General features: G+C 61.6%; 15 protein-coding genes, 3 tRNA genes and 1 pseudogene. 5 read left to right on the top strand and 14 right to left on the bottom strand.

Annotation, left to right across the window (positions count from 1 at the left end):
- Window positions 1-118 precede the first annotated feature (118 nt).
- The 8 genes and pseudogenes from ftsH to KIH81_RS09775 form a co-directional block, all read right to left on the bottom strand.
- The gene (ftsH, locus tag KIH81_RS09810; RefSeq protein WP_214305148.1) at window positions 119-2,218 is read right to left on the bottom strand and encodes an ATP-dependent zinc metalloprotease FtsH; all 2,100 of its coding nucleotides are present in this window, start codon (window positions 2,216-2,218) and stop codon (window positions 119-121) included.
- A 3-nt stretch (window positions 2,219-2,221) separates the two neighbouring features.
- On the bottom strand, window positions 2,222-2,779 hold the full coding sequence (gene hpt / locus KIH81_RS09805) for a hypoxanthine phosphoribosyltransferase (RefSeq protein WP_214305147.1): 558 nt from the start codon (window positions 2,777-2,779) through the stop codon (window positions 2,222-2,224).
- Window positions 2,766-3,854: a tRNA lysidine(34) synthetase TilS gene (tilS, locus tag KIH81_RS09800; protein WP_214305146.1), complete on the bottom strand. Its 1,089-nt coding sequence runs from the start codon at window positions 3,852-3,854 to the stop codon at window positions 2,766-2,768. The genes hpt and tilS overlap by 14 nt, the downstream gene beginning before the upstream one ends.
- Window positions 3,855-4,020: 166 nt before the next feature.
- Window positions 4,021-5,523: a D-alanyl-D-alanine carboxypeptidase/D-alanyl-D-alanine endopeptidase gene (dacB, locus tag KIH81_RS09795; protein WP_214305145.1), complete on the bottom strand. Its 1,503-nt coding sequence runs from the start codon at window positions 5,521-5,523 to the stop codon at window positions 4,021-4,023.
- 62 nt (window positions 5,524-5,585) lie between these two features.
- Window positions 5,586-7,250, bottom strand: coding sequence for an ABC transporter permease (locus tag KIH81_RS09790; RefSeq protein ID WP_214305144.1), 1,665 nt, complete (start codon window positions 7,248-7,250; stop codon window positions 5,586-5,588).
- Window positions 7,247-8,260, bottom strand: coding sequence for an ABC transporter ATP-binding protein (locus KIH81_RS09785; protein ID WP_214305143.1), 1,014 nt, complete (start codon window positions 8,258-8,260; stop codon window positions 7,247-7,249). The genes KIH81_RS09790 and KIH81_RS09785 overlap by 4 nt, the downstream gene beginning before the upstream one ends.
- A 682-nt stretch (window positions 8,261-8,942) precedes the next feature.
- Complete coding sequence (locus KIH81_RS09780) at window positions 8,943-10,166, bottom strand: glycosyltransferase family 2 protein (protein WP_214305142.1); 1,224 nt, start codon at window positions 10,164-10,166, stop codon at window positions 8,943-8,945.
- 379 nt (window positions 10,167-10,545) lie between these two features.
- Window positions 10,546-12,118, bottom strand: a pseudogene (locus KIH81_RS09775) (AI-2E family transporter); the annotation flags it as partial.
- 193 nt (window positions 12,119-12,311) lie between these two features.
- On the opposite strand from KIH81_RS09775, the gene KIH81_RS09770 reads away from it, so the two are divergent.
- Window positions 12,312-13,238 carry a glycosyltransferase family 2 protein gene (locus KIH81_RS09770; RefSeq protein ID WP_214305172.1) on the top strand — a complete coding sequence of 309 codons (927 nt, stop codon included), beginning with the start codon at window positions 12,312-12,314 and terminating at the stop codon, window positions 13,236-13,238.
- Between the two features lie 320 nt (window positions 13,239-13,558).
- Here KIH81_RS09770 and fucO read toward each other — a convergent pair whose 3' ends face one another.
- Entirely contained in the window at window positions 13,559-14,710 is a 1,152-nt protein-coding gene (gene fucO / locus KIH81_RS09765; RefSeq protein ID WP_214305141.1) for a lactaldehyde reductase, read from the bottom strand.
- 453 nt (window positions 14,711-15,163) lie between these two features.
- Between fucO and KIH81_RS09760 the strand changes: the two genes are divergently transcribed.
- On the top strand, window positions 15,164-16,468 hold the full coding sequence (locus tag KIH81_RS09760) for a class I SAM-dependent methyltransferase (RefSeq protein WP_214305140.1): 1,305 nt from the start codon (window positions 15,164-15,166) through the stop codon (window positions 16,466-16,468).
- A 95-nt stretch (window positions 16,469-16,563) separates the two neighbouring features.
- On the opposite strand, the gene KIH81_RS09755 is transcribed toward KIH81_RS09760, so the two are convergent.
- On the bottom strand, window positions 16,564-16,965 hold the full coding sequence (locus tag KIH81_RS09755; protein WP_214305139.1) for a VOC family protein: 402 nt from the start codon (window positions 16,963-16,965) through the stop codon (window positions 16,564-16,566).
- Window positions 16,966-17,259: 294 nt separating this feature from the next.
- Between KIH81_RS09755 and KIH81_RS09750 the strand changes: the two genes are divergently transcribed.
- On the top strand, window positions 17,260-18,699 hold the full coding sequence (locus KIH81_RS09750; RefSeq protein WP_214305138.1) for an ATP-binding protein: 1,440 nt from the start codon (window positions 17,260-17,262) through the stop codon (window positions 18,697-18,699).
- 79 nt (window positions 18,700-18,778) lie between these two features.
- Here the strand turns inward: KIH81_RS09750 and KIH81_RS09745 are convergent, their stop codons facing one another.
- From KIH81_RS09745 to KIH81_RS09730, 4 genes are all read right to left on the bottom strand, one after another.
- Window positions 18,779-19,999, bottom strand: a complete 1,221-nt coding sequence (locus tag KIH81_RS09745) for a hypothetical protein (RefSeq protein ID WP_214305137.1) — start codon at window positions 19,997-19,999, stop codon at window positions 18,779-18,781.
- On the bottom strand, window positions 19,996-20,850 hold the full coding sequence (locus KIH81_RS09740) for a hypothetical protein (protein ID WP_214305136.1): 855 nt from the start codon (window positions 20,848-20,850) through the stop codon (window positions 19,996-19,998). The genes KIH81_RS09745 and KIH81_RS09740 overlap by 4 nt, the downstream gene beginning before the upstream one ends.
- Before the next feature lie 221 nt (window positions 20,851-21,071).
- Window positions 21,072-21,147: transfer RNA gene (locus KIH81_RS09735), tRNA-Phe, on the bottom strand.
- Window positions 21,148-21,189: 42 nt separating this feature from the next.
- Window positions 21,190-21,263: transfer RNA gene (locus KIH81_RS09730), tRNA-Asp, on the bottom strand.
- A gap of 481 nt (window positions 21,264-21,744) precedes the next feature.
- Here KIH81_RS09730 and trmB point away from each other — a divergent pair.
- Both trmB and KIH81_RS09720 read left to right on the top strand, forming a co-directional pair.
- The gene (trmB, locus tag KIH81_RS09725; protein WP_214305135.1) at window positions 21,745-22,683 is read left to right on the top strand and encodes a tRNA (guanosine(46)-N7)-methyltransferase TrmB; all 939 of its coding nucleotides are present in this window, start codon (window positions 21,745-21,747) and stop codon (window positions 22,681-22,683) included.
- Window positions 22,684-22,831: 148 nt separating this feature from the next.
- A tRNA-Glu gene (locus KIH81_RS09720) sits at window positions 22,832-22,903 on the top strand.
- The last annotated feature ends 339 nt before the right edge of the window (window positions 22,904-23,242 follow it).

The following is a 23,242-nucleotide window of genomic DNA, read 5'->3' as shown; positions in this document are numbered from 1 at the left end:
CGGGCTCGCTATTGCACGATTATCTCCTGCTCAAGGAGTCGTAATCGCATCCGAACTCCCCTCCCCTCGGTCACCTACGGTGACAACTCTCTCAAAGAGGGAGCCAAGAGGGGCCGAATTACTTCTCCTCGGGCTTCATGCCCACCGAACGCTTGAGCGACTCGGGGATCTCCACCGGAGGCTTGTCCGAATCGGGGCGGCGGTCGTTGGACAGCCACACCGGACGGACCGGAGCCTTCTTGATCGGCGCGAAGATCTCGGCCAGCTCCTTCTCGTTGAGCGTCTCCTTGACCAGCAGCTGGCGGACCAGCTCGTCGAGGATCTCACGGTTGTCGTTGATGATGTTCCACGCCTCGGTGTGCGCGGTCTCCACCAACTTGAGCACCTCATCGTCGATGATCTCGGCGGTGCGGTTCGAGTAGTTGTGCGGGGCCAGACTGCCCAGATCGCCGCTCTGATCCTCGTCGTCCGCCCACTTGATGGCGCCGAGCTGCTTCGAGAAGCCATACTGCGTCACCATCGTGCGGGCGATGTTCGTGGCCTTCTCGATGTCGTTGGACGCGCCGGTGGTCGGGTCGTGGAAGACGATCTCCTCGGCGGTGCGGCCGCCCATGGCGTAGGCCATCTGGTCGAGCAGCTGGTTGCGGGACTGCGAGTAGCGGTCGGAGGTGGGCATCACGGCGGTGTAGCCGAGCGCGCGGCCACGCGGCAGAATCGTCACCTTGGTCACCGGGTCGGTGTTGTGCAGGGCCGCGGCCACCAGCGCGTGGCCACCCTCGTGGTAGGCGGTATTGCGCAGCTCGTCGAGGGCCATGCCCTTGGACTTGCGGCGCGGACCGGCCTGCACACGGTCGATGGCCTCGTCGATGGCGCGGTTGTCGATGAGCTGGGCACCAGCGCGGGCGCACAGCAGGGCGGCCTCGTTGAGCACGTTGGCCAGGTCGGCACCGGTGAAGCCCGGCGTGCGGACGGCCACCATGTGCAGGTCCACATCCGGCACGAACGGCTTGCCCTTGGCATGAACCTTGAGGATTGCCTCGCGGCCTTCGAGGTCCGGTGCGGCCACACCCACCTGACGGTCGAATCGGCCCGGGCGCAGCAGGGCGGGGTCGAGCACGTCGGGACGGTTGGTGGCGGCGATGATGATGAGGTTGGTGTCGTTGTCGAAGCCGTCCATCTCCACGAGCAGCTGGTTCAGCGTCTGCTCGCGCTCGTCATGGCCGCCGCCCATGCCGGAACCGCGCTTGCGGCCCACAGCATCGATCTCGTCGATGAAGATGATGGCCGGGGCGTTCTTCTTGGCCTCGTCGAACAGGTCACGCACACGGGAGGCACCGAGACCCACGAACATCTCCACGAAGTCGGAGCCGGCCATGGCGTAGAACGGCACGCCGGCCTCGCCCGCGATGGCTCGCGCGAGCAGCGTCTTACCGGTGCCGGGAGGGCCGTACAGCAGCACGCCGCGCGGGATGCGGGCACCCAGGGCCTTGTACTTGGACGGGTCCTTGAGGAAGTCCTTGATCTCCTCCACCTCGGCGAGCGCCTCGTCCTCGCCGGCCACGTCGGAGAACTTGGTGGTGGGCGTCTGGCCTTCGAGCAATTTGCCGTTGTTCTTCTTGCCCATGCCCATCATGCCGGAGGCACCTCCCATGCGGCTCATGAGCCACCAGAACAGCGCGAAGAAGATGATGAACGGCAGAATCGAGGTGAGCAGGTAGCTCAGCATGCTCGTCTGCTGGATGTTGGAGGTCCAGCCCTTGGACAGGTCGCCGTTCTCCACCGCCTTGGCCACCTGCGCGCCCTGCGCGAAGGTGTAGTAGAACTGCACGTCCTTGCCGTAGTTGGTGGTCTTGCCGGTGTCCGCGTTCTTCTTGGTGAAGTCCTCCTTGAGCTCGAGGCGGACCACCTGCTTGTTGTCCGTGATCTCGGCGTAGGTGGCCTTGCCCTGGTTGAGCAGCGCGAAACCGTCCTTGGTGTCGATGGTCTTGGTGCCCGTGCCGGCGAACATCTGGAACATCAGCACGCACATGACCACCAGCACCGCGCCCCACAGCCACGGGGACTGCCAGAACGGGCGGTCGCCGTTGTTGCCGTTGCGATTGCCGTTGTTCCCGTGGTTGTTGCGGTTGAACGGATTGGTGAACGGATTGCCGTTATTACGGTTGTTCGGGTTCGGGTTGTTCCCGTTGCCCGGCCCAGGACCCTGGGGGAAGCTCATACGTTATTCTCCTTGGTACACGGACGGCTTGAGCACCGCAATCGAGTCGAGGTTGCGGTAGCGCTCGTCGTAGTCGAGACCGAAGCCCACCACGAACTCGTCCGGAATCTCATAGCCGGCGTACTTCACGTCCACTTCCACCTCACGGCGGGAGGGCTTGCTCAGCAACGCGAACACCTCCACGGAGGCCGCGCCACGGCGCTTCAATTCGTCGACCAGCCACGCGAGCGTGCGTCCTGAATCGATAATATCCTCCACAATGAGAATGTGCCGGCCGCGAACATCGGCGGACAAATCCTGGCGAACCGTCACCTGGCCGCTGGACACCGTGCCCGAGCCGTAGCTGGACAGGCTCATGAAGTCGATCTGCACCGGGATGCTCACGGCCTGGGAGAACTCGACCAGCGTGTTCACGGCACCCTTGAGGACCGCGACCAGCAGCGGGTTCTTGCCTCGGTAATCCTCGCTCACCTGTGCGGCGATCTCACGGATCTTGCTGTCAATCTGTGCTTTACTGACCAGCTCGTGGTCAATGTCTTCCTTAACGTCAGCGATTCGCATGCGCTCCATCTTGGCACACGCGAATGACGTGTTTCTTGCGATTCGCTGAATAACCACTGGGAAGATGGACGGGCCCCTGACCGTGCCAGTCGGTGATGAGACGGTCGATGGCGTCCACCTGTGCTGCGCCCGCCCGGATGTCGGCCTGTTGCAGTGCCCGTTCGATGACGCGACGGCGTATCGCCGGATGTTCGGTGCCGAGCCGCGCGGCGTCGATGCGCAGCACCGCGTCCCCGTCCGTGCCGCCGACGACTCGTGCGGCCACGCGGACGGCGACAGAGTCAAGGTAGTCCTTGTCAACCTGGGTCAATGCCGCGCTTTCGGCGAGGTGACGGGTCACGTCGCGACCGGCGAACCGCGCGATGGCGGGCAGCAGGTCGTGCCGGACGCGCGAGCGCAGCGGATAGTCAGCGGGCAATGGTCCGTCGATGCCGTCGCCGTTGGTGGGGTCGTCCCAGTATTCGATGCCGAGGTCCCGGCAGATGCCGGTGGTGTCCGCACGGGTCAGGCTCAGTAGGGGGCGCAGGAAGGCGACGCCGCCTCGGGTGAAACGCGGCGGCATGCCGGCGGTGGCGTCGATGCCGGTGTTCCGCAGCAGACCGATGATCACGGTCTCCGCCTGGTCGTCCATCGTGTGTGCCAGGAGCACGACCGCCGCGCGGTACTCCCCCGCGGTCTCGATAATGGCTTGATAGCGGGCTTCGCGGGCGGCCGCTTCGAGGCCCTCGCCGGATTCACGTACGGCGACCTTGCGGGTGACGACCGGGGTCAGGCCGAGCCGCCCGCAGTGCTCGGCGGTGTGCTTGGCGACTTCGGCCGAACCCGGCTGCAGGTTATGGTCGACGATGACGGCGCCGCAGCGCAGCCCCAGCGAGGCGCAGACGATGTGGGCGACGGCCGCGAGGGCCATGGAGTCGCGGCCGCCCGAGCAGGCGACCAATACGAGCGGGGCATCCGGAGAGGCATCGTGCTCGCCGTGACGCGCGAATTCGGACGACTGACGTTCCAGCCCGACCTGAGCCAGTGCCGCACGCACCGCCCCCACCGCCTTGCGCAACCGTGTCGTGTATGCCATGTCAGTTCCTTTGAATTCGTGGAGGTATGCGTGGCGCTCCCCTCAGTCAGCCTGCGGCTGACAGCTCCCCTCAGCGAGGGGAGCCAGATTAAAAAGGGTCTTGGCTCCCCTCCATGAGGGGAGCTGGCCGCGAAGCGGACTGAGGGGAGCACCACGGATATCCCCCCTACAACTCCGTGAGTTTGGTGATGAAGGCGTCGATGGCGTTGCGGGCGGCCTCCATGTCCTCGGGGTTGTTGACCACCACGGCGAAAGCCAGCGCGCCGCCGTTCGTGCGCGAGACGTTGCCGGCCATCGAGGTGACCGTACCAAGGCTGCCGGTCTTGACGCGCAGCAGTCCGGCCGCGGCATCGTCGTCGTACCGGTACTGGGCGGTGCCCACCAGTCCCGCGATGGACAGTCCCTCAGCGGCCGCGGCGCCCTCGCCTTCCGCAAGGTTGCGCTGCTGGACGGCCACGAGTGTGCGTACCGTGAGCTTGGAACCGGGCGAGAGCCCTGAGCAGTCGGCCATGGTCAGGCCGGACGTGTCGATGCCGAGCTTATCGAGTGCTTCATGCACGGCTTTGGTGCCGCCTTCCGGGCTGTTGTCCTTGCCGCGGGCCAGGGCGGTGAGCCGACCGAACTCCTCGGCGAGTGTGTTGTCCGAATGGCGCAGCGTGAAGGCCAGGATCTCGGCCAGGGTGGCGGAGCTCACGGAAGCGAGCGGGCTCGTGGAGGCGGGGGCACTGCCTTCGGCCGGCTCCCCTTCCACGGTGATGCCCTGGTCGGCCAGCAACGAGGCGAATTCCTCAGCCACATCGGCGGCCGTGTGCTGGGAGAGTTCCGGATATCCGGCGGAATCGTCGGGGTTGGCGGGCGCGGGCATGGCGTCCGTGTACTGGCGGCCGCCGTCGATGGCCATCGAGGAGACGGGCGTGTAGTAAACGGTGTAATCGCTCAGGACCGTGTTGGCGCCCTCGCTCAGGCCGTCGGGCACGCGAGCGTCGCCGAATAGCGAATCGTCATAGGCGAGGCGCACGGTGCTGATGCCGCGCTGGGCCAGGGCCGCGGCCGCTGATTGGGCGAGCGTGGCGAGGCCCGCACGGCCGTTGATGTGGTCGGGGTCGGATTCGCCGGAACCCAACAGCATGTCGCCGTTGCCTTTGAGGGTCAGGGTGTCCACGCCGTCGGTCTGGGCGAGGAACACCTGCGTATCCAGCGTGGAGGCCATGTTGAGCGTGGTCGAGGCGGCGAGCGCGGTGAGTGTCTTCATGGTGGAGGCGGGTTCGCGCGAGGTGCCGGCCTCGTGTTCGGCGGCCACGTTGCCCTGCGCGTCCTCGATGATGACCGAGGTGTCCGAACCGACGCCTTCGGTGGCGAGCAGGTCATTGATCAGCGCGGAGGCTGCCTTGGCGTCCACGGCTTTGGTCAGGTCGAGTTTGCCGGCCACCGTGCCGCCGGTTTTGGCAGTGAGCGGGTCAGCGAACGTTGGCACGTCCACATTCTTCAATGTCAGGGGGCCGGGCGCGACGTCCAGGATGTCGGCGGTGCAATAGCCCGCGAACAGGGCGATGGTCACCAGTGCGGAGACGGCTATGGTGAGCGGACGGCGGCGGGAGGCACGGGATTGCCGTTGCTGTTGTCGCTGCGTTTCACGTCGTTGGCGGCGCGACACCGCTGTGGATACCATCGTGCTCCTTCGTGGGTTCGCCGGTTCCGGGCAAGGCCGGACGGGCGTACCGGAATCAACCGTCAGTGCTGCAATGAGGCGAACGAATCGAGCGTGGAGACGACCGAGAGCATTCGCGCATCCAACAGCTTACCGCCCAGCCATGTCCCGAGCGCCAGCATGCCCGCGCCATTGAACAGCACGATGGGAATCAGCACCCAGAACATCGTGCCGATGACGTCCATGGCGGTCAGCACGATGGCCACGATGCCGGTCGGCAGCAGGAGCAGGATCGTGCCGAACAGGTAGATGAACGGGAAGAATCCCTGGGCCATGGCGCGGCCCTGCGGCGAGGAGAACGGCTTGTCCGGCGAAGGCACCGGATACATGAACACGCATGAGGTGATTTCAGCCAGTCCCAATCCGCAGCAGGCGGCTGCGAGGCCGATCGACCAGAGCAGGATGCCGAGCAGCAGACGGTCGGGATGCGCCCAGTCGCCAGTGAAGATGGCGATGCCCACACCCAGCACCAACAGATAGACCACGGCGATGCCCAGGTAGACGAGCACGCGGCCGATACGATTCTGCAGGCCCCGCACACCGGAGATCACCTCCATCGTGAAGCCGCGGCCGTCGTAGGCCAGACCATTGCTTTCGGCGATGGAAAGCATCCAGCCGGTCCAGATCAACGACACCCAAACGATCGCGCTTTCGCCGCGCGCCTGGAAGGCGAACACCACCACGAACAGTATCGGCATCAGGAAAATCATGCCCTGTCTCGGATCGCGCTTGAGGTACGTGAACAAACGGGCGGCGACGGCTCCGGGCACGGAATCCGGCATCCAGCGGAACGCGCCGATGCCCTTGGCGGTGACCGTTTTGGCTCCGGCCCCGACGGTCAGTCGTTCGCGTTTGAGACACCATGTGCACACGACGAAGCAGACCACCCAGGTGACGGTCAGCACGGCGAGATGGCCGAGCAGGGCGAGTCCGTTGGCCGCGGCAGCGTCGAACGGCAACTGGAAGGCCGCGCCGAACGGCGTCCATGCAAGGATGGAGGCGAATGCGGCGATCATCTGGCCTCGATCGTTCGGGGCTACGTGCTCCAACATGCCCGAATTCACCATGATGTTCGGCAACTGGGACAGCGCAATGAAGCCGAGCACCACCACGATGTAGAACAGGTTCTTGCCGCGGCGTGAGGTCACGAGCGTGGTCGCCAAAGATATGAGCAGTTTGGACAGGCTCATCATGGTGAACACGGCGAGGACGGAGGCGACCAGCGAAGTCACGACGGCCGCCCCGCCCAGGTGGCGGTAGGACAGCGTCCACACCATCAGCGAGAGCATGCCGGTGATCGCGGGCAGACCGGACATCCCGGCGAGCAACAGGCCGAACTGCAGTTGGCGATCCGGCAGGCCGTAGAGCGCGAACTTGCGCGGACTCATGGTCGAGCCGTCGCCGAGCAGCATAAGCTGGATTAAGGCCACCGTGACGGTGAGAAGCGAACCGAGGATAACGACGAGGGCACGGAGGACGGCGAAGTGACCGTAATCGGCGGGCAGCGGGCCCGATGCTCCGGCGCCGTCGAGGCCGCCCGCGCCCCATGCGGCCATGCCGGTAATGATGACGGTGGCCACGGCGGTGATCATGGCGAAGACATAGGCCACGGTCTGCCAGACGGACTTCCTCAGCGTGGCCCAGGTCAGGGACCAGCGCAATCGTACGAGGGTGAGCGCGGTGGTCATCGGACGGCCGTTTCGTTCGGGTTGGGCTGGGATTGCGCCGGCTGGACCGGCGTGACGGGATTCGGCAGGGATTGCGCCTGCGTTGGTACGACCGGTGTCGGCGAAGTCTCCGGCGAACCCGCAGATGCCGGCGCGTGCGGGGCTCCGCCGTCGAGCCAGGAGAGGCGGGCGGCTGCGTGACGGCCGCCGACCAACTGCAGGAAGCGGTCCTCGAGATCCTGGCCGGCGGCCACCTGGTCGACCGTACCGGCCGCGCAGACCTGGCCGTTGTTGATGACGGCCACATGCGTGCACATCTTCTCGACCAGCGACATGACATGCGAGGAGATGATCACCGTGCCGCCGGTTTTCGCGTATTCGATGAGGATGTCCTTGAGGTTGGCGCTGGAGACCGGATCCACGGATTCGAAGGGCTCGTCGAGCACGAGGATGCGCGGGCTATGGATCATCGCGGAGGCCAGGCAGATCTTCTTGGTCATACCGGCCGAATAGTCGGAAACCATGGTGTTTGCAGCCTGCGCGAGGTCGAAGGCGTTGAGGAGGTCGCGCGCGCGGCTCAGGGCCTCGGCGCGTTTCATGCCGCGCAGCATGCCGGCGTAGACCAGCAGTTGCAGGCCGGTCAGGCGGTCGAAGATCTGGTCGGGCTGGGGCATCACGCCTATGGAGCGTTTGGCGGCATTCACATCCTGCCAGACGTTGCGACCCAGGATCAGGGCCAGGCCCGCGTCGGGGACCAGCAGGCCGGTGACCATGTTGAGCGTGGTGGTCTTGCCGGCGCCGTTCGGGCCGACGAGACCGTAGAACGAGCCGACCGGGATGTCGAGGGACAGGCCGTTGACGGCGATTTTGTTGCCGAATCGTTTGAACAGGCCGCGGATGGAGACGGCGGCCTCCGGGCTCGGCGGGACCGGTTGTGGAGCGTATTGCGGCTGGGGCAGCTGGGCGTATGGCTGCTGGGCATGCGGCTGCCGGGACGACTGCGATTGTGACAGTGGTTGCGGCTGTGGCATGGGCGCCGGCTGTGATTGCGGCATGGGCGATGCCGACGTTACGGGCGTCTGCGGTTGAGATTGGATTGGACTTGGGGATTGCGGGGATTGAGGCGTGTAGTGGGCTTGCGGCGTCGTCGCCGCGGAAAATGCAGCATTCCTATCGCTGTTGTCTAGGCTCATGACTCCACTCTAGTCCAGTGCAAAGCGCCACGCCGGGAGACTGTGGACGGATGTGTACCTGCGTTGACCTGGTTCCTCTCTCTGAGGGAAGCTATTGAATCATGACTCGGACATCCAGCGCACGGTGGACTGGATCCCCTCGTTGAGGGGAGCTGTCAGCGAAGCTGACTGAGGGGAGTCTGTAAGGAGTCATCCGCGCACTCCCCTCAGCCTCACTCCGTTCGGCAGCTCCCCTCAGAGAGGGGAGCCGGATCACTGCTCGGCTATCGGCTCGCTCAGGCTGACGCTACGGGAAGTCCACTGCTGAGCCGTTAAGCGGACAGCCCAGTGGGCTGTCCGTAGGCGAAGTGAGCCGCAAAGCGGCGAAGGACGAACGAAGTTCGTCAACCCGCTTAACGGCTCTCCTCCGGCCCGGCAATTACGGACTCGCCTCCGGCGAGGCTCAATCCGACCTTCGCTCGGCTACCGCCTCGCTCAGGCTGAAGCTACGGGAAGTCCACTGGACTTCCCGCTTAACGCTTCAGCCCTTATGCGTAATGGGCTTCCACTGGGCTTTGGCGAAGATGGCTTGGAAGGAGATGGGGACGTAGCTGAGCATGTAGATCGGGAAGCTCAGCACGTAGGCCAGCAGCTCCTTGTTGGTGGCGCCGATCTGGTCACGTTCCACGATGATGGTCAACGCAGCCAGCGCCATCAGGCCCAGAATCGAGGTCACGATGCCGTTCGACCAGCCGGCCAGCGACTGCATCTGGCTGGACCAGCTCACGAAGCCGAGCGCCGCGAACAGGATGCCCATCAGCATGCGAATCACGCCGAGCACGGTGAACGGGCAGAGCATCAGCGTGAAGTCGATGCAGGAGAAGTCACGTTCACGGACGGCACGCTTGAGCAGCGCCGGGCCGTAGTAGCGGAACACCTGCAGGAAGCCCTTGCTCCAGCGCAGGCGCTGGCGCCAACTCTGCGCGAACGTCACCGGCTGCTCGTCGTAGAGGATGGCGGTGCCGCAGTAGCCCACGCGGTCACCGTGCAGGATGGAATCCATGGTGAACTCGAGGTCCTCGGTGAGCAGGTGGAACTTCCAGCCCTTGTTGCGCTTCATGATCTCGCGGGAGAACATGAAGCCGGTGCCGCCCACGTGGCAGGAGGAGCCGAGGATCATGCGCGAGTTGGACAGGAATCGCGATTCGCGGATGAACCACAGGGCCGAGCCGGAGGAAACCCAGTTGTCCGCCAGGTTCACCGAGTTGCGGTAGCTGGTCAGGATACGGAAGCCGGAGCAGAACGCCTTGTTCATCTCCTCGAAGTAGTGCTTGTCCAGCTTGTTGTCCGCGTCGAAGACGAAGTAGGCGTCGTAGTCGTCCGCCACGCCGATGTCCATCATGTGCGTGAGCAGGTAGCTCAGCGCGTATCCCTTGCCGATCTGTTCGAGATTGTGCCGCTCAACCACATGGCAGTCACGGGCGCGCACCACGTCGGCGGTGTGGTCGGTGCAGTTGTCCGCCACGAGCCAGATGTCGATGAGATCGGACGGGTAGGTCTGGGAACGGATCGAATCGATGAGGTTGCCGATCACGTTCTCCTCGTTGCGCGCGGAGATGAGCACCGCGTATCGCGTGGTCATCGGCGCCTCAGGGAAGCGCACCGGCTTGGCGAACAGAGACATGACGATGCACACGCCCTGATAGATCACGCCTGCGCCGCCCACGATCATGAGGAGGACGTCAAGTACGGTCAGAAGCGTCATCAGCGCCACCCCGCTCTCGGATTGCTGGAAATGGATTGGTCAGGCGTCTTGGACGCACCGTCATCACCGGATTTGATAGGACCGTCGGCGTCGGCCGTGGCAGGCCGACCGGAATCGTGCGCATCGTCGGATTCATCGGACGTACCGGACCGACCGGCTCTTTCGGACGTTGCGGAATCGCCGGACTTGCGTGACGTGCCGGACTTGTCGGGTGCCTTATCGGACGGCTTGGTCTCGACACTGTGTTCCAGATGCATCGGCTGCGGAATGCCTTCGGTATCCTCGGCGTCCGCGGCGGCATCGTACGTGCGGATTCTCGACGAGCCGGGCGTCTGCGTTCCGCCGGACGCTCCCGACGAACCGGCCTCGCCCGCATCGCCTTCCTCAGTGCCGCGCAATCCCTTGCGGACTCCTGCGGACAGCACGTTCTTGGGGATGGCCACGGTGGCGGAATCGTCCATATCGCGCTGGGTGTCCTCGTGTTCGGGGATGGCGTAAATCTGCTCCTGCAACAGGCGCAGCTCCTCATTCATCGGCACGCGGCTGCTGGAGCCCTTGGCGGCGCGCGGCATGTGCTCGCCGATCGGATGCAGCACGTGCTCGCCGAACGCCTCGGACGCCTCCACGATCTTGGACTTCTTGTCCGACACCGGATCGTTCATGAGCGGCGAATCGATCAGCTCGTACCGGCGGGTGTACACGCGGAAGATGGCCTGGATGGAGGCCACCACCGGCAACGCCAGGAATGCGCCGAATGCGCCGAACAGCGAACCGAACGCCAACACGGCCAGGAAGGCCACGGCGGCGTTGATGTCCATGGTGCGCTGGGAGATCTTCGGCGAGAGAATCAGGTTCTCGATCTGCTGGTAGATGATGATGAACGCCAGCACGGCCACCGCGTACACCCATCCGCGGTTGCCCCAGGCGAACAACACCGGCAGCGCGCCGCCGATATACGTGCCCACCGTGGGGATGAACTGGGAGACCACGCCGCAGAACAACGCCAACGGCAGCCAGTACGGCACCTTGAGCACTTCCAGGAAGATGGCGGTGCAAGTGGCGTTGATCATGGCCAGAATCGAACGGGAGAACAGGAACGACGAGATCTGGCCCTGGGCCACGGTCCACACCAGCAGGAAGCGGCGTTGCGTGTTGGGAGCCAGCCACTGGCAGAACGAGCGACGCAGCTTGGGACCGGCCGCGGAGATGTAATAGGTGGTCATGATCACGGTCATGAGGTCCAGCAGGAAGGAGAACAGGCCACCCACTGTGCTCATGGCGGTGCCGGCGAAGTCCGTGACCCACGAGGTTTGGATGTTGTTGAAGATCTCGGTGCCGAGGCTGTCGATCTCCGGCAGCTGGAACTTGGAATACGGTTGCAGGAACTCGCGCAGCTGCTCGTACATGGCCGGCAGTCCCTTGACCATGGCGATCATCTGCTGGACGAACATGTTGCCGAACAGCGTGAGCAGCACGCCGATGATCACCGCGAGGCCCACCAGACCCACGGCCGAGGCGACGCCGCGCTTCCAGCCGTGCGAGACCAACGCTACCACCAACGGTTCGATAGCGAGCGCCAGGAACAGGGAGATGATCACGTCCAGCACCAGGTAGGAGATGCTGCCCCAGGAGCGCCAGCAGAAGCTGAACACCACGATGGCGATGGCCACGTACATCAGTGCGCGGCTGAACCATTCCGGGGGCCGGCGAGGGTCGCCCTTGGCTGGGAACAGCGTGCCGAAATCGATGCGGTTCTCGTCTCCGGAGGGGGTTTCGGTGCCCGTATACGTGGCGGCATAGGCGGTGCCGGAGGTCTTCTTGCCGCCGATATCGGTTCGGCCGGCGGTGTTCGTGCTTGCGTTGATGCTTCCGTTGGTGTCTGCGTTTGCACCGTTGCCGGACTGTCCCCTGGTCCGGCCGGTGCCATTCATATTGCGCGCGCGTTCGCTCATGGCTCCCCATTGTAGCGGGGCGGTCGAAGAGCGGACCGGAGCCGCAGAGGGGACGCCCGTGACCACGAACCACGCATACGCCGTTTCCCGCGATCGGCCGACCTGCGATAGGCGGCGAACATACGATGGACGGAACGTGAACGGATACCGTCTTTCGCTCTGGGCGTACACCCGCTTCCCTATCCTTGAAGCCATGCTCAACGTTTCGATCATCATCCCCGCGTGGAACGAAGCCGAACGCATCCACGACTGTCTGCTCAACGCGACCCGTCAGACCGTCATGCCGCATGAGGTGCTGGTGGTGGACAACAAGTCCACAGACGATACCTGCGCCATCGTGGAGCAGTTCATCAAGGACCATCCGGAAGCGCCCGCCAAGCTGCTGCATCAGAACGATGAGCAGGGACTGATTCCCACCCGTAACTTCGGTCTCAACGCCGCGACCGGCGATGTGCTGGGCCGTTTCGACGCCGACTGCATGATCCGGCCCGACTGGGTCGAGGTGGTCTCCGGCATCTTCACCGAGGACCCGGCCGCGATGGGCGCCACCGGTCCGGTGATGTACTACGACATGCCCTCCCGCCACTTCGGATTGAAGGGCGACAACTCCCTGCGCAAGCGCATCTACAAGGCGGATGGCGGCCAGCCGTTGCTGTTCGGTTCGAACATGGCCCTGCGCGCCTCGGCCTGGCATCAGATCTCGGACGAGGTATGCCGCGACAAGGCGGACGTGATGCACGAGGACATCGACATCTCGCTGCATCTCATGGGCAAAGGATTGAAGACCGTGTATTCGCCGCGCATGATCGCCGCGATGAGCGCCCGCCGCATGGACACCTCGTTCAGCTCGTTCCTCAATTACATGCGCAGGTTCCGCAACACGTTCAACGCGCACCCGCAGCATTGGCGCAAGCACAAGCCGGAAATCCTGTTTACTGCCATGTATCCGGCGATGCACCTGTTCTACCCAGTGTGGCAGAAGGTGCTCAGCACGGCAGACATCAACCCGGCGGAGGCCGCGTGGATCAATGAGCAGATGCAGCTCGCCGAGTCGCAGGGCAAGCAACTCTATGACGAGACGCCCACCGACGAGGAGTACGACGAGAAGCACGCCGAGTAAACCGGGTAATCGGAGCAATCGGAGCAATTGAAGCCGCGCCGAATCTTTGGGGAAAAGTACCGCTGACGTGCGCTGAGCGGCACAAAAATCCAAAGTCGGAAAAAGTTAGGCTCTGTTAAACCAAGATTGACATGCCCCTTATTCTTGGCTCCCCTTGTCAGGGGAGCTGGCGGCGAAGCCGACTGAGGGGTAGTCCAAGGGAATCCATGTCAATCTTGGTTTAACAGAGCCAAAAGTTATGGGGAAAAGTACCGCTGAAAATCGGTCAGCGGTACTTTTCCCCATTTGTCGATTATCGGGTTTCAGGACCTTGCGAAGGCTTACATCAGGCTCTTGTAGATGGCGAGGATGTCCTCCTCGGTGGCCTTGCGCGGGTTGCCCGGGGTGCACACGTCGTTGAAGGCGTCGTGGGCCAGCGGGGCGAGGTCAGCCTCGGTGGCGCCCACCTCGGAGATGGTGGTCGGGTTCTTGAGGTCCACGGTGAGCTTGTGGACGGCTTGCACGGCCTCCTCACGCACCTTCTCGAGGTCGCCGGTGTAGGCGTCCTCGACACCGAAGGCGTCGGCGATGTCGCGGTACTTCTCGCCGGTGAAGTCCTTGTTGTATTCCATGACCGGGGCCAGCAGGATGCCGTTGGCCACGCCGTGGGCCACGCCGAGGCGGCCGCCCAGCGGGTGGGCCATGCCGTGCACCAGGCCGAGGCCGACATTGGAGTAGGCCATGCCGGTGATGTAGGAGGCGTACGCCATCTGCTCGCCGGCCGGCACGTCGCCGTCGGCGGACTTGGCCAGGTTCTTGGCGATCATGCGGATGGTCTGCATGGACAGGCAGTCGGACAGGCTCCAGGCGCCCGGGGTGATGTAGCCCTCGATGGCGTGGGTCAGGGCGTCGAGGCCGGTGGCGACCTTCAGGCCGCGCGGCATGGAGTCGGTCAGGTCAGGATCGACGAAGGCGACGATCGGGATGTCGTGCGGGTCGACGGCCACGAACTTGCGCTTGTTGGCGGTATCCGTAATCACGTAGTTGATGGTGGTCTCGGAGGCGGTGCCAGCGGTGGTGGGCACGCCGAAGATCGGCACGGACGGGTTCTTGGTGTCCGCAACGCCCTCGAGGGAGAGCACGTCGGAGAACTCGGGGTTGGCGGTGATGATGCCGATACCCTTGCAGGTGTCCTGCGGGGAGCCGCCGCCCAGGCCGATCAGGAAGTCAGCGCCGGATTCGGCGAACTTGGCCACGCCATCCTTGATGCACTCGACCGGCGGGTTCGGCTTGACGTTGGAGAAGACCTCGTACGGCAGGCCGGCCTCGTCCAGGACCTTGGTGACCTTCTCGGCGGTACCGGTCTCCAGCAGGACCGGATCGGTGACGATGAAGGCCTTGGTGAAACCGTGCTGCTTGGCGACGGTCGGAATCTCCTTGATTGCGCCGCGGCCGAAGTAGGCGGTCTGGTTGAAAATCATGCGATAGACCATAGGTGCTCTCCTTTTGAGCCCGTACCTTATGTATTCGGTACCTTCAATACTGCTGCGGGCCTTTCATTCGTTGAACGGCCCAACGATTCACCAGTGTACCCCGCATGTGAACGTTAACCTGGAAACACGCTGGGAGCGCATGGGCAAATTAGGCAAATCATCGAACGATATCAGCACAGGGCCGGCGGTCGTACGGCATTCCAATGTTTCGGCGTTCCGCACCGCAGCGGCAACGTGACGGCAACGCGGACGAGGCCGCGCGAGCCGCACCGTCACGACACGGATCATTGTTGGGTTTTGCCGGTGATCACCGTCCGCCGAAGGCGAACAGAGTTCCCATAATCGATCCCGCAGCATCGAATTCCGTCCAAGGGCTGACTAGGATACCAAACCAAAGCTGGGGTTTCGTGCTTACACGATTCGGATAGAGGATTGCAAGAACGAGGTGGAATTATGGCAAATGGCAAGGCTATGACGGTCGCGGAAATGGTGTCGCTGTTCGTGGAACCGACCGCTCCGGTGCGTGTGGATGCGTTCGACGGCTCGCATTTCGGCCCGGCGGACGCTGATCTCAACATCAAGATCACCAGCCCGAACTGCATGTATCAGCTGCTGGCGCATCCGAATGAGATCGGCATCGTGCGCGCCTACGTGCTCGGCGATTTCGACGTGGCCGGCATCGACTACGCGGACCCCTACCCCGCCATGCGCAAGCTCATCTCCCTGGCCAAGTACGTCAAGCCGATCACTCCGGTCTCGCTGGCGCGCGTCTCCGCCGGCATCCTCAGCCACGGCTTCCGCAAGCCGCCGGTGCCGGCCACCGAGGGACCGAGCAAGTTCGCCCGCATCAAGCAGGGACTCATGCCGCATACGGAGAAGGCCGATTCCGAGACCGTGAGCTTCCACTACGACATGTCCAACGAGTTCTATGCCGACTTCCTTGGCCCATCCATGACCTACACATGCGCGGTGTTCGAGAACGAGGACATGAGCCTGGAGGACGCGCAGGCCAACAAGCTGCGCCTGATCCTCGACAAGCTCGGACTGAAGCCCGGCGAGCGCCTGCTGGACATCGGATGCGGCTGGGGTTCGATGGTCATCACTGCCGCACGCCGCGGCATCAAGGCGCTGGGCGTCACGCTATCCAAGGAGCAGGCCGCGTACGCGAACGAATGGATCGCGCGTGAGGGTTTGCAGGATCTGGCCGAGGTGCGCGTGCAGGACTACCGCGAAGTGCCCGAGCATGACTTCGACGGCATCTGCTCCATCGGCATGATGGAGCACGTGGGCGTGAAGAACTACCAGAGCTACTTCGAGGAGATGTTCCGTCTGCTCAAGCCGATGGGCCGTCTGCTCAACCACCAGATCACCATCAGCCACGACAAGCCGAACGGCAAGCCCGGCACGGACGAGTTCCTGGACCGCTACATCTTCCCGGACGGCGACCTGGGCGCGCCCGGTTTCATCGAGTCGTGCATCCACGACGCCGGCTTCAACATGGTGCATCAGGAGAACCTGCGCCAGCATTACGCGCTCACGCTGCACCACTGGAACCGCAACCTGTCCGAGCACTGGGATGACGCGGTCAAGCAGGTGGGCTTCGAGCGCGCCAAGGTGTGGGGCATGTACATGGCCGCCTGCGCGCTGAACTTCGAGCTTGACGGCATCCAGATTCACCAGTTCCTGGCCATCAAGCCCGATCGCGTGGGCCATCCGGACGGCAAGTGGTATCCGCTGCGCCCGTGGTGGAAGGCGTGAGACTAGCTGTAGTCCCATCTACGGTTTCACGGACTTTTCGAATCGCTTCTTCTCGCATGGCATTTCGAGAAGAAGCGATTTTTCAATGAATACCGTTATTTGACGATTTCGCAGAATTCGATGGTTTCGGCATTGGGGCCGGTGACGTTGAAATAGCGGATTCCCTTATCCCAGAACGAGGGAATGGACTGGATCTCGTCCTCTTTGATGTCCAGCCCCAAGGCCTTGGCGTTCGCGTAGGCCGCCTCGATGTCGGGCGTGTCCAACGCCCAGTGGTTGATCGCGCCGGTCGTCATGGGCGCGGGGTCGCCCTCCCATGTCTCGATGGTCAGGTGTCCGTACCGGAGGAATGCACACCGGTTGTCGCCGTTGTGGTAGATGCCGACGAGCGTGAATCCGATCTTCTCCGTGTAGAAGCGGATGGTCTCGTCAAGGTCCCTGGCCGGCATGCCGGAATGCTGCAGGTCGGTGGTGAAATCGGTCATAGGCTGCGTCATGGCGTTCTCCTTTGAACAGAGTTGGACAGATGGATGTTTGCGTTCCATTATTCCACGCGCGGAATATCACGCGGTTTTCACGGTCGCCAGCCGTTTTTCTGTTTTGGCCGATAATTCGAACGAATACCTTCCGTGGCCAGGACATTATCCGGCCTATAACCTTGAGGAACTTGCCGAAGACATAGGTTAGCACATTAGGGTAAGGTGATACTGTGTTCGTATGCAAGTTGTTCATACGCAACTTGCATACGAACACAGTATTTCGTAACATCCATACGCAGGAAGGCTGCATTCATGGGATTCGTGGGCAGGACCGAGGAATTGAAGACGCTGGAATACCATGCCTCGTTGGGCAGGTTCCAGATGGTCGTGGTGTACGGGCGCCGGCGTGTGGGCAAGACGGCGCTGATCGCGCACTTCTGCGAGAACCGCCGGACATTGTGGTTCACCGCCAAGGAGCAGAGCGCCGCAGCGAACCTGCGCGAGTTCTCGCAGGCGGTCCTCTCGTTCTTCCGCGAGCCGAACTTCCCGGCGGGGTTCACCCGCTGGGACGATGCGTTGAACTACATCGCGGACAAGGCCAAGGACTCCCCCGCCGACCCGTTCGTGCTCGTCCTGGACGAACTGCCGTACGCGGCCGCAGCGGAACCCTCGCTGCCGTCCGTATTGCAAATCGCCATCGATCACCGGTTCAAGGACACCAACATGCTCATGGTGCTGTGCGGTTCCAACGAGGGTTTCATGGAAAGCAAGGTGCTCGGCTACAAGAGCCCCCTGTACGGGCGCAGGAACGCGCAGATCCGCCTCAAACCGTTCGACCTGTTCGAGGCATGCGCCCTGATGCCGCCAGACGCGGACTGGCAGACCCGCATTCACTACTACGCGGCATTGGGCGGTACACCCTACTATCTGGAGCAGATTGACCCGGACCTGACGTTCTCGCAAAACATGCAGGCCCGCTGCTTCAGCCAGAATGGCATCCTGTACGAAGAGCCCATGATGCTGCTACGCCAGGAACTGCGCGAGCCCGCACTGTACAGCTCGATTCTCGACGCGGTCGGCGCGGGACGCACCAAGCCGAAGGAGATTGCCGAATATGCCGGCGTCGACCCGAACACCGTCGGCTCGTACCTGCGTACATTGGAGCAGCTCGGCATCATCGAACGACTGGTGCCGTTCGGAGAGGACCCGAACCGCTCGCGCAAGGGACTATGGAAGATCAGGGACCCGTTCTTCGCCTACTGGTATCGGTTTGTCAGTCCGGCGACCGCGCTCGTCGACACCGGATATGGCCAGGCAGCCGCCGTCTCGGCCACATCCGGCGAGGTATTCGACACGTATGTGGGCCAGCAGTTCGAGACCATGTGCACGCAATGGCTGCTACGCCAATGCAGGGAACAACGAATCGACTTCCTGCCCACCGCATTCGGCAAATGGTGGGGCAACGACCCGATCGCACGCGAACAGACCGACATCGATGTGGTCATGATCGACTCGATCAACCACAAGGTGCTGCTCGGCGAATGCAAATGGCGCGAACACCTCAACGAGACGGAAGCCATCGACCGGCTCAAGGCCCGTTCCCCCCTCATCCGCGAGAACGGCGACCGGCTCTACTACCTGTTCACTAAACGACCCGCCAGCGCCGCCACCCAGGCCAAAGCCGCGGCCGACTCCACACTGACCATCATCGACGCCGAAACGATGATGGGGAATAGCACCCAGGCCATTTAACGACAGGCGGGGCGGAATTCTGAACTGCACTCTGATTGTTGGACCGAAATAATTCGGATTCAATAATCGGAGGTGCGGTTCACTTAGTTGCCGTCACCGCATATTCATAAAGCCGCTTATTGCTATTACGTTTGCGTATAGCCGTGACTTTAATGTCATGGTATCCAAGTGCTTTCATCATTTCCGCATACCATGTATGCGCAGGCACTTCAACGCCGGAAAAAGTGGAATTGCCTACGATGTAACACAGTTTCCCACCATCTTTAACTACTGGTGTGATGGCCTTGAAGTGCGACCACATATCATCGAAGTATTTATACACATACGGGGATAGAATCTCTCCGCTCTTCCCCTGAAGTATCTTTTCGCATACAGCGCTAAGCGTGGCGTCGATAGGCGATTCATGCGGGGAGACACGAGCGCGCAGTTTAGTACCAACCGAACCCCATGTACCGCCTATGGCCTTCCAGTCCATCTCTCCGGCCTGCTCCCCGGAAACAAGATAGCGCATCCAATACATATAAGGGCGAAGCTCGCGGATATACGACATGCGGTTTACATACGGTGGCGACGTAATTACTAGATCGGCCGGCTTGTATCCGTTAAACGGCAGCGTAGAATCACCATGTTCCACAGAGGCCTCCCCCACAGGAACATCACTCAATGCCTTCGCTACGACATCCTTCACTTCGGTCGCATAGCTTCTGACGTTCTGAAGAAAATCCTCTCGCGAATACCCCAAAAGGGGGTCTTGGTCTTTGAAAGACATGCTTTGGTGATTGAAGGCAGCCGCACTGAGCCCTATGAGCAGGCGGCAGAAAGCGACGTCGAGAAGAGTCCTCACCTTGCCGTTTCGCTTGTCTATCTCGTGGCGGAGTGAGGCCAAGGCCTCCAATGAAGCTCTATCCCACCACCTAGTGATATTGTGCATGGGAGGAATCCACAAGTCATCCAGCCCTTCAAACCGAGAAGCCTCGGCTATAACCGAATTGGCTTCTTCTATGGTGGCGTCGCCTTCTTCCTTGCTATAGGTATCCAGCTTGGCATTACCCAGCCATACAAGGAATGGGTTAATCTCCCGCGCATTACAGAACAATCCCAGTTCAGATGCGGCCAACGGAGTTGTACCACTCCCTGAAAAAGGTTCTATGATCCTGCTTCCCTTGGGAAGTTTAGAAAGTTCCTCGTAAACAAGGTTAATGCCATATGCAGGGGTAAGGCGAAGCCATCCATGACGTCCCGCCTTGATATTCGCCTTGTACGTGTAATCAGATCGCTGTCGTAAAGCAGTTCGACTCACTTGGTCTCCAAAATAGATGTAAGAATGGCATGAGTTTGATCGCGGAACGCCTGCGAATTCCTTTCGAAGAACCCAGCTAAGTCGTAACCGACAATTTTCTCGAAGAACGCATACGTGCTAGTCAAAGGACTATCGTCCTGTAGGTTGCCCGTCATTACGCAGATATTCGACCGTTCATAACGATTGCGCACAGCATTTGGTATCTGCATACTCATAACCATGACGAACATCTGGTAAGCCGCGTTGAGAGCATGGGAGCCGTTGACTATATCGCCTTTGGCGCGCTTACTGTCCTGGCTCTTATAGCCTTGGCGAACTTCGAACACCGCCCCTTGCAAATCAAACTGAGTACCCTGAGCTTCTTTCACGGAGTCCAGCCAATCAGCCAAGATCTCTTCTTTTTCAGGAGATCCAATCATCCTTAAATCAAGACGACCATCCAGCGTTCTATGCGTCTGAGTGCCGTTATCCTCAGTAATGACATAGCCCCAGTTCGCCTCTTCTTCCGTGAGATGATACTCATCTATGAAAATTTGCCGCACCAGGCGCTCCATGCCATCACCGAGATGTCTGTAGATGGAGGTCTGGCCGCCACCTGCCTTTGCGGCAAGGTACATTAACTCGTTGTCAAGTCCCATCCAGTGGTACAACGGATCCGCCGAGTACAGACCTATAAAATCAGGAAGCGAGACGGCCTTATCCCTTCCCATCTTGGGCTTGTACTTCATCGCAGCACGGAGAGGAGCAAGCACTATCTCCCTATACCGCCGGTCCCTGTCTTTCTGTGGCATGGCCCCACTCAGCTTTTCTGACATGTCATCCTCGTTCAAATGCGTTTTGACGAAACCCATATCACACACCTTTCGTTGACGCATTCACTGGCCACAAGTGTACGTGTCGCGTTTCACCAAGAATCCGTCAAGCATGAAAAACTCTTCTCTCGAACGGAAATAGAGAACCGCGGCATATCGGCAATCCTCAGAACGGAGCCTATAACCCCCGATTCGCGGAATCACCTGACAAAAACCAAAACCCCGCAAGCCTTGGAAATCTTGGCTTGCGGGGTTCCGCGTGGTGGCTCCGAACGGCGTCGATCCGTTGACCTAGCGATTTTCAGTCGCTCGCTCTACCAACTGAGCTACAGAGCCATGAACAGCAGAAGATTTGAATCAAATCCTCGACCATTCCAGCGACCCCGGCCGGACTTGAACCGGTGACCTCCGCCGTGACAGGGCGGCGCTCTAACCAACTGAGCTACGGGGCCGTGTGTCTCACTTGCGTGAAGCAACAGATGTATATATTACTGATTTCCAGCGATCACGCAAACTACGGCGTGTCCCGCGGAATTCCAACGATTTCATATCCATCCAAATAAACGCGCATCATAGAGATCTCACCAAAATCCCAAGCGAAAGCCCAGGTACAAGGTAAGGCTCTGTTAAACCAGGATTGACATGAATCCATGTCTGACTACCCCTCAGTCGGCTTTGCCGCCAGCTCCCCTGACAAGGGGAGCCAAGAATAAGGGCCATCCATGTCAATCTTGTTTTAACAGAGCCAAAGGTAAAGTCACAGCGCGAATACAGACCGCATCATTCAGTCGCAGCGTCGCATCCGCAGCCCCCCGCAACTGCACCATATCCGTTCGGGGAAACGACTTGGTATGGTGAACTACAGCATATTTCGATACGTTATGGCCGCCCGTCACCCCACGGCGCCCACCAGCGAGAGGCATCAATCACAGCATGACCAACCCCGAATCCGACGTCGCCCCGGAGTCCCCGGATCTCGAAATCACCGACGATACCCGCACCGCCGCAGACAATAACACCGCCGAAACGGAAGCCAGCACCGCCCACCCGATGCACAAGGTCCTTTCCTTCGTTCGCCGCTCGGGCCGCCTGGACGACCGCCTGCAGCGCGCGTGGGATCGTTACGCCGACACCTATCTTCTGGACATCGCCGCCGGCAACGGCCTGCTGGATGTACGCGAGGGCGTACGACTCAACCGCGCGTTCATCGAGCGGACCTGGGGCAACGGCAATCCGCTTATCGTGGAGATCGGCACCGGCCAGGGCGAGAACGTGGTGGCCGCAGCCGCCACGCACCCGGACACGAACTTCCTGGCACTGGAGGTGTACGACCCCGGCGTGGCGCATACCATGCTGCTTGCCGGCAAGCAGGAGCTGACGAATCTGCGTGTGGCCCAGGTCAACGCGCCGGAGCTGTTCAAGGTCGCTGAGGCCGGGTCCGTGGCCGAGGTGTGGACCTTCTTCCCGGATCCGTGGCCCAAGAAGAAGCATCACAAGCGCCGCATCGTGCAGGAGGGCCTGGCCGCGGACATCCATCGCGCGCTCGGTGAGGGCGGCGTATGGCGCATCGCCACCGACATCGAGGACTACGCCCTGCATGTCCACGAAGTGATGGACGACCTGCCCGGCTGGCATAACATCGGCACCATGACCGCGAGTCTGCCGCTGGAGCACGTGGGCAAGGGCAACGCCGACCTGGCCGCGGATATGCCACACGCCGACTTCACCGAATCCGAACGCTTCGCCGGTCGCGTGCTCACCAATTTCGAGAAGAAGGGCCTGACGGCCGGTCGCGTGATTCACGACTTCACCTATCAGACAGTCGGCGAAGGCATGGCTACGAATACGAATACGGACAAAGCGGAAGCCTGACCGGTCACACCCAGATTCCAGCCCGGCCGGCAGTCGGCAACCGACAGGCATCCCCCAGCCCCCAGCAAATCGGCGACCCGCACGATACGTCGGCGTGTCGCCGATTTGCATTAATCCAGATCTTCCAGTAATGTTACACGAGTTGTCCGCCCCCATCGTCTAACGGTTAGGACACCAGACTTTCAATCTGACAACGAGAGTTCGACTCTCTCTGGGGGTACGAAGATAATTGCAGTGAATAGCGTCGGGATTTAAGATTCCGGCGCTTTTCTGTTTTTGCGGTAATCATACACATGGCGTCCGTATCCCGCTGTCACCAAGGCACCCCACGCCTTGTCTTGCCAGTTCCGACGAAGATGTCATGGCACCGCGGCAAAACAGCAAAAATCTTCCACCGTCGAACTGCTGGATATCATTCACGTACAGAAGTCTGGGGCTATAGGAACCAAACGTGGTGTTTTAGACCGGTCAGAATGGTCGGGTCTTCGCGTGACGGGGGCGGTGTTCGTCGATTTTATGGGTCTCGCTGACGCCGATGATCGCATCGCATAGGGCGCGG

The organism is Bifidobacterium miconisargentati (assembly GCF_019331675.1).
Lineage (GTDB): Bacteria > Actinomycetota > Actinomycetes > Actinomycetales > Bifidobacteriaceae > Bifidobacterium > Bifidobacterium miconisargentati.
Note: the sequence above shows the minus strand (reverse complement) of the source record. Positions and strands in the feature narration are given on the sequence as shown.

What these genes read in the sequence shown, in the direction of transcription:
- ftsH (WP_214305148.1), bottom strand. Translation starts at nt 2,218, where the DNA reads ATGAGCTTCCCCCAGGGTCCTGGGCCGGGCAACGGGAACAACCCGAAC.
- hpt (WP_214305147.1), bottom strand. Translation starts at nt 2,779, where the DNA reads ATGCGAATCGCTGACGTTAAGGAAGACATTGACCACGAGCTGGTCAGT.
- tilS (WP_214305146.1), bottom strand. Translation starts at nt 3,854, where the DNA reads ATGGCATACACGACACGGTTGCGCAAGGCGGTGGGGGCGGTGCGTGCG.
- dacB (WP_214305145.1), bottom strand. Translation starts at nt 5,523, where the DNA reads ATGGTATCCACAGCGGTGTCGCGCCGCCAACGACGTGAAACGCAGCGA.
- KIH81_RS09790 (WP_214305144.1), bottom strand. Translation starts at nt 7,250, where the DNA reads ATGACCACCGCGCTCACCCTCGTACGATTGCGCTGGTCCCTGACCTGG.
- KIH81_RS09785 (WP_214305143.1), bottom strand. Translation starts at nt 8,260, where the DNA reads ATGCCACAGCCGCAACCACTGTCACAATCGCAGTCGTCCCGGCAGCCG.
- KIH81_RS09780 (WP_214305142.1), bottom strand. Translation starts at nt 10,166, where the DNA reads ATGACGCTTCTGACCGTACTTGACGTCCTCCTCATGATCGTGGGCGGC.
- KIH81_RS09770 (WP_214305172.1), top strand. Translation starts at nt 12,312, where the DNA reads ATGCTCAACGTTTCGATCATCATCCCCGCGTGGAACGAAGCCGAACGC.
- fucO (WP_214305141.1), bottom strand. Translation starts at nt 14,710, where the DNA reads ATGGTCTATCGCATGATTTTCAACCAGACCGCCTACTTCGGCCGCGGC.
- KIH81_RS09760 (WP_214305140.1), top strand. Translation starts at nt 15,164, where the DNA reads ATGGCAAATGGCAAGGCTATGACGGTCGCGGAAATGGTGTCGCTGTTC.
- KIH81_RS09755 (WP_214305139.1), bottom strand. Translation starts at nt 16,965, where the DNA reads ATGACGCAGCCTATGACCGATTTCACCACCGACCTGCAGCATTCCGGC.
- KIH81_RS09750 (WP_214305138.1), top strand. Translation starts at nt 17,260, where the DNA reads ATGGGATTCGTGGGCAGGACCGAGGAATTGAAGACGCTGGAATACCAT.
- KIH81_RS09740 (WP_214305136.1), bottom strand. Translation starts at nt 20,850, where the DNA reads ATGGGTTTCGTCAAAACGCATTTGAACGAGGATGACATGTCAGAAAAG.
- trmB (WP_214305135.1), top strand. Translation starts at nt 21,745, where the DNA reads ATGACCAACCCCGAATCCGACGTCGCCCCGGAGTCCCCGGATCTCGAA.